The sequence below is a fragment of the Stenotrophomonas sp. FW305-C-20-S1 genome (assembly GCF_058783335.1).
The window spans coordinates 1-11528 of sequence record NZ_JBYTEK010000067.1 but is presented as its reverse complement, the minus strand read 5'-3'; the positions used below and the strand labels follow the sequence as shown (position 1 = coordinate 11528).

Below are 11528 nucleotides of genomic sequence, written 5' to 3'. Positions count from 1 at the left end.
CAAGTACGTCCATGTAAGCTCGGTCGCCGCATCCATGCGGCTCACGCCCCCGCAACCGGACCCACCCCGCCTTCGACGGATTTCAGCGAGCTGTCGGTACGGCGTTCGGTGCTGCTGTTGGTAGGTGTCGACCTTGGTCGACACACTAGATCCACGCCATGAGTGGATGGATCTCCATCGGAATCGAACATTTCGACATTGCATCGAAATGCATCCACGCACGGCGTGGATCTACCTGGGTTGGCTGCGCCCAAAAAAATCCCCGGCCGACCCGCATCGGCCGGGGATGATATCGCCACGCCCTTGGAGAGCGTCTCTACCGTAACGCTTTCCTGCAGTGGTGGTGATCGCCTCTGGCGATGACGACCAAGCCAGCAGGTATCAGGCGTCCGCCAACGCCTGTTCCAGGTCCGCGCGCAGATCGCCGATGTGCTCGATGCCAATCGACAGCCGCACGGTGTCCTCGCTGACCCCGGCCCTGGCCAGTTCGGCCGCATCCAGCTGGCGATGGGTGGTCGAGGCCGGGTGGGTGGCCAGTGACTTGGCATCGCCCAGGTTCACCAGCCGGGTGAACAGTTTCAGGGCATCGAGGAAGCGGGCGCCGGCAACGCGCCCACCCGGCAGGCCGAAGGTCAGCACACCGGAGCCATGGCCGCCCAGATAACGCTGCGCCGCCGCGTGTTCGGGGTCGTCGGCCAGCCCGGCATAACGCACCCACGCCACCTTCGGATGCGCGCGCAGGTACTGCGCCACAGCCAGCGCATTGGCGTTGATCCGCTCCATGCGCAGCGCCAGGGTCTCGATGCCCTGCAGGATCAGGAAGGCGTTGAACGGTGACAACGCTGCGCCGGTATTGCGCAACGGCACTACCCGCGCACGGCCGATGTAGGCCGCCGCGCCGAGCGCTTCGGTATAGACCACGCCGTGATAGCTCGGATCGGGCTGGTTCAAGCGGGCGAAGCGTTGCGGCTGTGCCGTCCAGTCGAAGCGGCCGGAATCGACGATCGCCCCACCCAGGCTGGTGCCGTGGCCACCGAGGTACTTGGTGAGCGAGTGCACCACGATGTCGGCGCCATGTTCGAACGGGCGCAGCAGGAATGGCGTGGCCACCGTGTTGTCGACGATCAACGGCACGCCGGCCGCATGCGCGACCTCGGCGATGGCGGCGATGTCGGTGACGTTGCCGCGCGGGTTGCCGATCGATTCGACGAACACCGCCTTGGTGCGTTCATCGATCAGCGCGGCGAACGCGGACGGATCTGCCGGATCTGCGAAACGCGCCTGGATGCCGTACTGCGGCAGCGTGTGCGCCAGCAGGTTGAGGCTGCCGCCATACAGCGCGCTGGCAGCGACGATGTTGTCGCCGGCCTCGGCAATGGTCTGGATCGCATAGGTGATCGCGGCCTGCCCGGAAGCCAGTGCCAACGCGCCGATGCCCCCTTCCAGCGCCGCAACGCGCTGCTCCAGCACGTCGGTGGTGGGGTTCATGATGCGCGTATAGATGTTGCCCGGCACCTTCAGGTCGAACAGGTCCGCCCCGTGCTGGGTGTCATCGAATGCGTAGGCCACGGTCTGGTAGATCGGCACCGCCACCGCGCGGGTGGTCGGGTCGGGGCGGTAGCCGCCGTGCACGGCCAGGGTTTCCAGTTGCCACTGCGGATCGCTCATTGCGCCAGGCTCCATCCGGGGAAACGCCCACCATAGGCCAGCCATCGACCGCCATTGAGAGCCCCTGGCGATGACGCCAGTACCGGCGGTTATCAGGTTGCCCGGGATTCAGGCAGTCGTCATGGGCCATTGCTAGGCTTCGCCGCCGGGCCCTTTGCCCCGGACAAGGACGCCCTACCGATGCAGCCCTCCCCGTGGACTCCCGCCGCCGGCAACCCGACCCAGGTGCTGCTGGTCGAGGACGACCGCCGCCTGGCCGAGCTGGTCAGCGACTACCTGAGCGAACATGGATTTGCCGTGCAGCACGTGCCGCGTGGCGACCTGGCCAGCGCGGCCTGCCGCCAGCACGCGCCGGAACTGGTGGTGCTGGACCTGATGCTGCCTGGCCTCGGTGGCATCGACGTGTGCCGGCAGATCCGCAGTTTTTCCGACGTGCCGATCCTGATGCTGACGGCGTGCGAGGACGATATCGAACAGGTGCTGGGCCTGGAGTCCGGTGCCGATGACTATGTGCACAAGCCGATCGAGCCGCGCCTGCTGCTGGCGCGCCTGCGTGCGCTGCTGCGCCGTCGCCATGGCAGCGGCCCTGTCGGGGTGCCGTGCAGGCTGATGCATGGCGAACTGCTGATCGATCGCGTGCAGCGCGAGGTCCACCTGCATGGGCAGCCCGTAGAGCTGGGCACCACCGAATTCGAGATCCTCTGGCTGCTGGCCAGCCAGCCCGGGCAGATCCTCTCGCGCGACCAGATCCTGCAGGCGGCGCGCGGCATCGGTTTCGATGGCCTGGACCGCAGCGTGGATGTCTGCATCGGCAAGCTGCGCCGCAAGCTGGGCGACGACGCGCGCGAACCGCGCCGGATCAAGACCGTGTGGGGCCGCGGTTACCAGTTCAACCCCTCGGCCTGGTCGGCGTGAAGCGCCTGTTCCTGTGGTTGTGGTTCGTCACCGGCGGCTGCCTGCTGGTGTCGGTGTTCAGCCTCAACCATCTGCTGGACCGCATCTACACGCCCCTGCAGGAACGAGTCTTCGTCGAACAGGTGCGCGGACAGGTGTATGCGCTGCGTAGCGGACTGGCCGGCCTGGACCGCCAGCAGCAACAGCAGCGCCTGCTGCAGTGGCAGCCGCATTACGGCATTGCGCTGTCACTGCTGGATGCACCGCCCGTGCTCGATGACGAAGAGCGCAGTGCCCTGCGCGGGGACGGCTTCATCGTCCGTGAGCGCTACCAGCAGGTGCTGCTGCCCATCGAGGCAGCTGACGGACGCTGGCTGCAGCTGCGCCTTCCCGGCGAGGTGCAGATGACCCTGTACATGACCGCCGCCGCCTACCTGTGCATCCTGCTGCTGGTCGGCGCCTGCCTGTATGCCTGGGTACGCCTGCTGTGGCGCGACCTGGAAGCGCTGCGGGGTCATGCCGATCGCATCGGTGCCGGCGACCTGCAGGCACGTGCGCAGGTATCGCCACGCTCGCAGATCCGGGTCATCGTCGAGCATTCCAACCGCATGGCCGCGCGCGTGGCCGAACTGGTGCAACGGCAGCGCGATCTTACCCATGCCATTTCCCACGAGCTGCGCACGCCGATCGCACGCCTGGCCTTCGGCCTGGATCTGATGCAGGACAGCAACGACCCGGCGCGGCGGGCACACCTCGCTGCCGGCCTGCATGGTGATCTGGCCGAGCTCAACCGGTTGGTCAGCGAACTGCTGGCCTATGAGCGTCTGGAGCATCCCAACGACGCCGAGCCCATGCAGCGGATCGAGGCGAACGACTGGCTGCAGGCCTGCATGGAAGACGCACGGCGCGATGCCGAGCGCGCGGGCCTGGTGCTGCAGGTCTGGCCCAGCGCGCTGCCACGCGTGGATGCCGAGCCACGCCTGCTGCAGCTGGCCCTGAGCAACCTGGTCGGCAACGCGATGCGCTATGCACGCACCCGTGTGGAGGTGTCACTGGTCAGCGTGGCCGGCAAGGCCTGCCTGCGCGTGGATGACGATGGCCCCGGCATTGCCGAAGGCGATCGCGAGAAGGTGTTGCGCCCGTTCACCCGCCTGGATGACAGCCGCAGCCGCGACACCGGCGGCTTTGGTCTTGGCCTGGCCATCGCCGGGCGCATCGCGGTTCGTCACCACGGCGAGCTGCGCGTGGGACGCGCGACCCTGGGCGGTGCACGCCTGGAAATGCACTGGCCACTGGCTGCCAGCTGAACGCCACGGGCCGCGCTTACAGTTGCTTACAACTCCCGCACAACTGCGGACGGATTGGTCGGTGGCATCCCGCCACGCTGTCGACCCAGCAGCACGCGCCGGATGCGCGCACTGCATTTCCTCCCACTGTAGAGAGTTGCCATGTCCCACCGTCGCCGTTTCCCCACCCTGCTCGGCCTGGCCCTGCTGCCCTTGTTCGCAACGTCCACAGCGCATGCCAAGGAGGATCAATGGACCTTCGAGCTTGCCGCCGGTGGCGGCGTTGCACCGCGCTATAGCGGCAGCGAGGAATTCCAGGCCGCACCGACGCTGTCGTTCGACGTGACTTCGCCGGGCGGCTGGTTTCTGGGTACCAGCGGTGCGGGTTGGGGCACGGCGATCGGCGAACACACCCGCGTGCGTGCCTACGTCGGCGGCAGCGGCAGCCGACGCGAGAAGAACTCGATCCTCGGCGGCTCGGACTTCCTGCGTGGCATGGGCGATATCGATACCCGGCCCCTGGTCGGCCTGGCGGCTGGCTATACGCTGGGTGAGGCGGTGTTGAGTGGTTCCTGGCAGTACACGCTGAAAGACGACGACAAGGGCGACAACGGCCTTGCCACCCAGCAGATCCACCTGAACCTGGAGATGCCACTGTTCGATCTGGCTGGTGGCGTGGTCAGCGGCAGCGTCTCCACCGACTACGGCAACCGCGGCTATATGCAGACCTGGTACGGCGTCAGCCCCGACCAGGCCGCACGTACCGGTTTCGCCCAGCACAAGCCCAAGGCCGGCCTGGTCAGCGCCGGGCTGGGCATGAAATGGAGCCATCGCGCTGGTCGCAACGGCAACTGGTACATCGCCGTGGAAGGCACCCGCCTGCTCGGCGACGCCGCCGACAGCCCGATCGTGCAGAAGGCAAACCAGTTCGGGTTGATGACCGGGTATACGCACCGGTTCTGAGCATGGCCGACGAGCGCCGGACACCGACGTTCGCGCTGGCAAAGAGACGGGGCGCTGCGATCATGCAGCGCCCCGTTGCACGCATCAGGCCTTGGCGAACACCAGATGGCCGCCGTCGTTGCCCACTTCGATGGTATCGCCGTTGACGAACGCACCGGACAGGATCTTTTGCGCCAGCGGGTTTTCCAGCTGTGCCTGGATCGCACGCTTCAGCGGACGCGCGCCGTAGACCGGATCGAAGCCGACGTTGCCGAGCAGATCGAACGCTGCATCGGACACCACCAGCTTCAGGCCACGCTCGGCCAGGCGCTTTTCCAGGCCACGCATCTGGATGCGCGCGATCTGCTTGATCTGCTGCTTGTCCAGCGGATGGAACACCACGATGTCATCCAACCGGTTGATGAACTCCGGACGGAAGTGCGCCTGCACCACGCCCATCACCGCCGCCTTCATCTGCGTGTAGGCCTCCGGCGTGTCATCGCCGCTCATGTCCTGGATCTGGTGCGAACCCAGGTTGGAGGTCATCACGATGACGGTATTGCGGAAGTCCACCGTGCGGCCCTGGCCATCGGTCAGGCGACCGTCGTCCAGTACCTGCAGCAGGATGTTGAACACATCCGGATGCGCCTTTTCCACCTCGTCCAGCAGGATCAGCGAATACGGGCGACGGCGCACAGCCTCGGTGAGGTAACCGCCTTCCTCATAGCCCACGTAGCCGGGGGGCGCACCGATCAGGCGTGCGACGCTGTGCTTCTCCATGAACTCGCTCATGTCGATGCGGATCATCGCGTCGGCGCTGTCGAACAGGAACTCGGCCAGCGACTTGCACAGTTCGGTCTTGCCCACGCCGGTCGGGCCCAGGAACAGGAACGATCCCCCCGGTCGATTCGGATCGGACAAGCCAGCGCGCGAACGACGCACCGCGTCGGACACCACCTTGATCGCCTCTTCCTGGCCGACCACGCGGTTGTGCAGCACCTCTTCCATGCGCAGCAGCTTGTCACGCTCGCCTTCGAGCATCTTGTTGACCGGGATGCCGGTCCAGCGCGAGACGACCTCGGCGATCTCTTCGTCGGTGACACGGTCCTGCACCAGCTTGAAGTCGTGGTTCTCCACTTCCTGGGCGGCAGCCAGCTGCTTTTCCAGCTGCGGCAGCACGCCATACTGGATCTCGCTCATGCGCGCGAAATCCTGCCGGCGCTGGGCCGACTCCAGTTCAACCTTGGCCTGCTCGACCTGTTCCTTGATCTTGGTCGTGCCCTGCAGCGCGGCCTTCTCCGACTTCCAGACTTCGTTGAGATCGGAGAACTCGCGCTCCAGCGCATCGATATCGTTTTCCAGATCGGCCAGGCGCTGCCGCGAAGCGTCGTCCTTTTCCTTCTTCAGCATCTCGCGCTGGATCTTCAGCTGGATCAGGCGACGTTCCAGCCGGTCCAGTTCCTCCGGCTTGGAATCGATCTCCATGCGCAGCCGTGAAGCGGCCTCGTCCATCAGGTCGATGGCCTTGTCCGGCAGCTGGCGATCGGTGATGTAGCGGTTGGACAGGGTGGCCGCAGCGACGATGGCCGGGTCGGTGATCTCCACCCCGTGGTGCACCGCGTACTTTTCCTTCAGGCCGCGCAGGATCGCGATGGTGTCCTCCACCGTCGGCTCGCCCACGAAGACTTTCTGGAAGCGGCGCTCCAGCGCGGCATCCTTCTCGATGTACTTGCGGTACTCGTCCAGCGTGGTCGCACCGACACAGTGCAGTTCACCGCGCGCGAGTGCCGGCTTGAGCATGTTGCCGGCATCCATCGCACCGTCGGCCTTGCCCGCGCCAACCATGGTGTGCAGCTCGTCGATGAACAGGATGATCTGCCCTTCGCTCTTGGCCAGGTCGTTGAGCACGCCCTTCAGGCGTTCTTCGAATTCACCGCGGAACTTCGCGCCGGCGATCAGCGCGCCCATGTCCAGCGACAGCACGCGCTTGCCGCGCAGGCCTTCAGGCACTTCGTCATTGATGATGCGCTGGGCCAGGCCTTCGACGATCGCGGTCTTGCCCACGCCGGGTTCGCCGATCAGCACCGGATTGTTCTTGGTACGGCGCTGCAGCACCTGGATGGTGCGGCGGATTTCTTCGTCGCGACCGATCACCGGGTCGAGCTTGCCGCTCTCGGCGCGTGCGGTCAGGTCGATGGTGTATTTCTCCAGCGCCTGCCGCTGCTCTTCGGCGTTCTCCGACTGCACGTTCTCGCCACCACGCAGTTTGTCGATGGCGGTCTGCAGGCGCGCCTTGTCGGCACCGGCAGCGCGCATCGCCATGCCCAGCGTGCCGCCGTCTTCCAGTGCGGCCAGCACGAACCACTCGCTGGCGATGAAGGCATCACCGTTCTGCTGGGCCAGCTTGTCGGTATGGTTGAGCAGGCGGTTGAGGTCGTTGCCGATCGACAGGTTGCCGGCCTGGCCGGACACCTTCGGCAGCGCTTCAAGCGCCTCGTCCAGGCGTTCGCGCAGCACCGGCACGTTGACGCCGGCCTGGGCCAGCAACGGCCGGGTGCTGCCACCCTGCTGGTCCAGCAGGGCACTGAACACGTGCACCGGTTCGATGATGCTGTTGTCGCGGCCTACCGCCAGCGACTGCGCGTCTGCCAGCGCCTGCTGGAAACGCGAGGTGAGCTTGTCCATCCGCATTGCGAAACCTCATCGGTCATCTTGGCCGGCCCGCGCCGGCGATGCTGGAAAGATGCGGTTGCCCCACCCCGTTTCAAGGGTGGCTGCGACTGCATTCGAAGGCCAGTCAGCCTGTGGCCAGCATGCCGGAAGCGGTGTTGTCGGCGCGTTGATCCGGATCAGATCTGCACGCTGGAGGCCTCAATGGGTGATCGCGGCCCGGATCGCCCGCAGCTGCTGCTTGACCGCCCGCACCTGCGCCACGTCCATACGCAGCAAGGCCTTCTGCCCGATCGAGCGCGACTGCAGGGTGGCATCGGCGAAGCGGTAGCGGCCGCGTTCATCGCGCTGCAGCGGTGGCGCCTGGGCCAGCTCCGGGGTGTCCAGCAGGTGGTCGATCACCGTTACCAGGCGATCATTGAAATACCCGTCGGGACGGCCCAGATCGACATACGCCTGCTGGATCAATGGATAGAAGCGCTTGTACGCGTGGGCCGCCGCCGCCGGGTCGAGCGCAGTGAAGGCCTGCACATAGGGCGCATAGCGCGCTGCATTGGCCGCGGCGATGCGTTCGCCGCCCTCGCCCGGCTCCACCTGCAGGCTGCCCGGTAGCGGCCGGAAGGCCAGCGCGGTAGGCGGCACACTGGCCTTGTCCAGGTTGTCGACCTGGGTGACCAGGCGCTGGATCAGGTGATCGCGCAGCAGCGCAGTCAACGCGCCCTCGCCTTTGAACAGTCCGCTCAATGTGCTCCAGGCGGCGGCATCGCTGTCGGCCAGTGACGGCAGTGCCGGGTCGGCGGCGGCCTCGGAATCCAGCGGATGCTTGATCGGAGAGGGCGCGGGTTCCTGCGTAGCAGCGGGCTTCGGTGTGGCGACTGCCGAGGTCGGCGCGGATTGCTCCGCCACCGCTACGCCATCTGCCAGGTGCTGCAACTGGTCGCGGAACAACCAAGTGCCCGCGCCGCCCACCACCACCATGCCCAGAACCCAGGGCCAGACCGCTTTTCCACTCTGCATGATGCAGAACCTCGCTTTTCACCTGCATGGACAAGGTGTGACTGCCATGATTCGGCGGGGTTCCCCCGCCATTCCGCTGCCGTTGTGGTTCACGCCTGCTTTGCGCGGTACGCGCGACCCTGCTGTTCCTGTTGGGTGGAGAAGCCTTCATGCAGTACGCGCTGTACTACTGGACCGGCATCCAGGGCCGTGGCGAATTCGTGCGGCTGGCGCTGGAAGATGCCGGCGCCGATTACGTGGACATGGCGCGTGTGCACGGCGACGCCGTGATGCAGCCGTTCCTCGATGGCCACAGCGAAGGTGCGCAACCTTTCGCGCCACCGTTCCTGAAGGCGGGGCGACAGGTCATCGCACAGGTCGCGGCCATTCTCGATTTCCTCGGCCCGACGCTGGATCTGGTTCCGCAGGCCGCCTCGCGGCGCATGCAGGCGCTGCAGTTGCAGCTGACCATCGCCGATCTGGTGGCCGAAGTGCACGACACCCACCATCCGATCGCCGCGTCGAAGTACTACGAAGACCAGAAGACCGAGGCCAGGGCGCGTGCGGCCGCGATGCGCGATGAGCGCCTGCCGAAATTCCTTGGCTATTTCGAGCAGGTGCTGAAGGCCAATGGCGGTCGCCACCCGCTGCGCGAACACTCCTACGTGGACCTGTCGCTGTTCCAGTTGCTGAGCGGGCTGGACTATATGTTTCCACGCCGCATGCAGGCGCTGTGGCCGACGTTGCCACTGTTGCGCGCGCTGAAGGATCGGGTGGAACAACGGCCCGGCATCGCCGCCTATCTCGCTTCGGAGCGGCGGCTTGCCTTCCACACCAACGGCATCTTCCGGCATTACCCGGAACTGGATGGCGAGAAGTAGCGCCGGGCCATGCCCGGCGGCAGCGCAACCCAACGCCGGGCATGGCCCGGCGCTACCGGTCAATGGGCGTTTTCAGCCAGCGGCTTCACCGCCTGCTTCTGCAGCGACAGCAGCCCCAGCAGGATGGCCAGCGCCACATAGGCACCGGCGAACTGCCAGCTGATGACGCGGGCCAGGCCCTGCAGATCCCACGGCAGGTAGATGCCGCCGCGCGGATCCACCGAATGGATCAGGCCGAACAGGGTGAGCACCGCCGCCACCAGCAGGAAGCCGCAGGCGCGGCGCAGACGGCCATCGACCATCGCTGCGACGGTGGCGATCCACAGCATCGAAGTGATGATGAAGCCGTTGCCCAGCGCGAAGATCACCGCCAGCTCCGGCAGGCCGTGGCCATCGACGTGGGTCAGCAGCGCGCCCATCTGCTCGGCCGGAATCCAGCCCGGCGCCTTGATCGCCAGCAGATAGGCCGCCGACGGCAGGAAGCCCAGCACCATCGCACCGGCATGCTGGCGCGGGGTGGCCTGGAAGGCCTGGGTGGTGATGTCGATCGACACGTACACGATGATCGGCGCCAGTACCGCCAGCGGCAGCCACTGCACCAGCCCGGAAATGATGCCGAGCATGCCGCCGATGCCGACGAACAGGCCGGTCAGCAGCGTGTAGCCGCTGCGCGCGCCCATGTGCTTGTAGGCCGGCTGGCCGATGTACGGGGTGGTCTGCGCAACGCCACCGCAGACGCCGGCGACCAGCGTGGCCACTGCCTCCACCAGCAGTATGTCGCGGGTGCGGTAGTCATCGCCGGCCGCGCGCGCGCTTTCGGATACGTTGATGCCACCGACCACCATCAGCAGGCCGAACGGCAACAGCAGCGGCAGGTAGGTCATCGCGGTCGGCAGGCCCTCGATGAAGCCCAGCGTCGGCAGCGGTAGCACCACCTGCGGCGGCACCCAGGCGGGAATCTGGAAGCCGGGCACACCCAGGCCGGCCAGGCCGAGCCCGTAATACAGCACGGTGCCGAACACGAAGGCCAGCAGCACACCGGGGCCGCGCAGCGGCAGCTTGCCCTTGGCGATCAGCACGTACAGCAGCAGGCCCAGCGTGGTGAAGCCCACCAGCGGCGAGCGCAGGGTCTCCAGCAAGGGCAGCAGGCCCATCAGCACCAGTGCGATGCCCGCGATGGAACCCAGCAGCGCAGCGCGCGGCAGCGCGCGGGTCACCGCTTCACCGAAGAAGGACAGGATCAGCTTGAGCACGCCCATGATGACCAGCGAGGCCATGCCCAGCTGCCAGGTGGCGATGGCGGCGGCATGCGGGTCCAGGCCCTGCTGCTTGAAGGCCAGGAAGGCCGGGCCCAGCACCAGCAGCGCCATACCGATGCTGGTCGGCGCATCCAGGCCCAGCGGCATGGCGGTGACGTCGTCGCGCCCGGTACGCGCGGCCAGGCGCCGTGCCATCAGGGTGTACAGCAGGTTGCCGACCAGCACGCCCAGGGCAGTGCCGGGGAACATGCGGCCGAAGACCACGTCGGCGGGGAACTGGAACATCCCGACCAGGGCCATGGCGATGAAGCCGAGGATGGAGAGGTTGTCAACGACCAGGCCGAAGAAGCCATTGAAGTCGCCAGCGACGAACCAGCGGCGCGGCGCGGTGGAAGCGGGAGCGGACATGGAAGGGGCGGTGGGGGTGGGGACCGCCGATGGTAGGCCCAGCGGGGCCGGCGCGCCAATTCCCGAGTGGAATGATGGGTTCCAGCCAACGGCGGAGCCCCTCGTGGTTGGTCGCTGAAAGCAGGTTCTGGGGGTGGGCCGGGCGGGTAGGCTGCGCAGGGGACGCTGCAAGTACGTCCATGTAAGCTCGGTCGCCGCATCCATGCGGCTCACGCCCCTGCGCAGCCTACCCGCCCGGCCACGGACAGTTTCCTGCGGGCGCCAGCCACGGAAGAGAATCAAAAGATCAAAAGCAGAAGCCGGTCGCTGCGCTCTCAGGCGCCGGACCGCAGGCATCTGCGTGGTTGCCGGCCAGCGGCCGGCACTACCGACAGACATCCACGCATGGCGTGGATTTACCGTGTCGACCAAGGTCGCCCCCCACGAGCAACAGACCATGCCATTCCAACAGATCGCGGAAATCTGTCGAAGGCGGGGTGGGTCCGGTTGCGGGGGTGTCCGCGGCATGGATGCCGCGGCCAAGC

General features: G+C 66.6%; 8 protein-coding genes. 4 read left to right on the top strand and 4 right to left on the bottom strand.

Annotation, left to right across the window (positions count from 1 at the left end):
- Window positions 1-381: 381 nt before the first annotated feature.
- A complete protein-coding gene (locus AC3WTC_RS20200; protein ID WP_025874692.1) occupies window positions 382-1668 on the bottom strand; it encodes an O-acetylhomoserine aminocarboxypropyltransferase/cysteine synthase family protein in 1287 nt (428 codons plus the stop codon).
- 180 nt (window positions 1669-1848) lie between these two features.
- On the opposite strand from AC3WTC_RS20200, the gene AC3WTC_RS20195 reads away from it, so the two are divergent.
- The 3 genes from AC3WTC_RS20195 to AC3WTC_RS20185 all read left to right on the top strand — a co-directional run bounded on the left by AC3WTC_RS20195 (window position 1849) and on the right by AC3WTC_RS20185 (window position 4811).
- Entirely contained in the window at window positions 1849-2583 is a 735-nt protein-coding gene (locus AC3WTC_RS20195) for a winged helix-turn-helix domain-containing protein (protein WP_099785172.1), read from the top strand.
- Complete coding sequence (locus tag AC3WTC_RS20190) at window positions 2580-3869, top strand: ATP-binding protein (protein WP_088100996.1); 1290 nt, start codon at window positions 2580-2582, stop codon at window positions 3867-3869. Before AC3WTC_RS20195 ends, AC3WTC_RS20190 begins: the two co-directional genes overlap by 4 nt.
- Before the next feature lie 141 nt (window positions 3870-4010).
- Complete coding sequence (locus tag AC3WTC_RS20185) at window positions 4011-4811, top strand: MipA/OmpV family protein (RefSeq protein WP_025874695.1); 801 nt, start codon at window positions 4011-4013, stop codon at window positions 4809-4811.
- Window positions 4812-4895: 84 nt separating this feature from the next.
- On the opposite strand, the gene clpB is transcribed toward AC3WTC_RS20185, so the two are convergent.
- Complete coding sequence (gene clpB / locus AC3WTC_RS20180; RefSeq protein ID WP_032975152.1) at window positions 4896-7481, bottom strand: ATP-dependent chaperone ClpB; 2586 nt, start codon at window positions 7479-7481, stop codon at window positions 4896-4898.
- Window positions 7482-7661: 180 nt separating this feature from the next.
- Window positions 7662-8477, bottom strand: a complete 816-nt coding sequence (locus tag AC3WTC_RS20175) for a DUF3014 domain-containing protein (RefSeq protein WP_492712394.1) — start codon at window positions 8475-8477, stop codon at window positions 7662-7664.
- Window positions 8478-8626: 149 nt separating this feature from the next.
- Between AC3WTC_RS20175 and AC3WTC_RS20170 the strand changes: the two genes are divergently transcribed.
- The gene (locus tag AC3WTC_RS20170; protein ID WP_492712392.1) at window positions 8627-9337 is read left to right on the top strand and encodes a glutathione S-transferase; all 711 of its coding nucleotides are present in this window, start codon (window positions 8627-8629) and stop codon (window positions 9335-9337) included.
- Between the two features lie 59 nt (window positions 9338-9396).
- Here the strand turns inward: AC3WTC_RS20170 and AC3WTC_RS20165 are convergent, their stop codons facing one another.
- On the bottom strand, window positions 9397-11004 hold the full coding sequence (locus AC3WTC_RS20165; RefSeq protein ID WP_032975155.1) for a SulP family inorganic anion transporter: 1608 nt from the start codon (window positions 11002-11004) through the stop codon (window positions 9397-9399).
- Window positions 11005-11528: the final 524 nt, after the last annotated feature.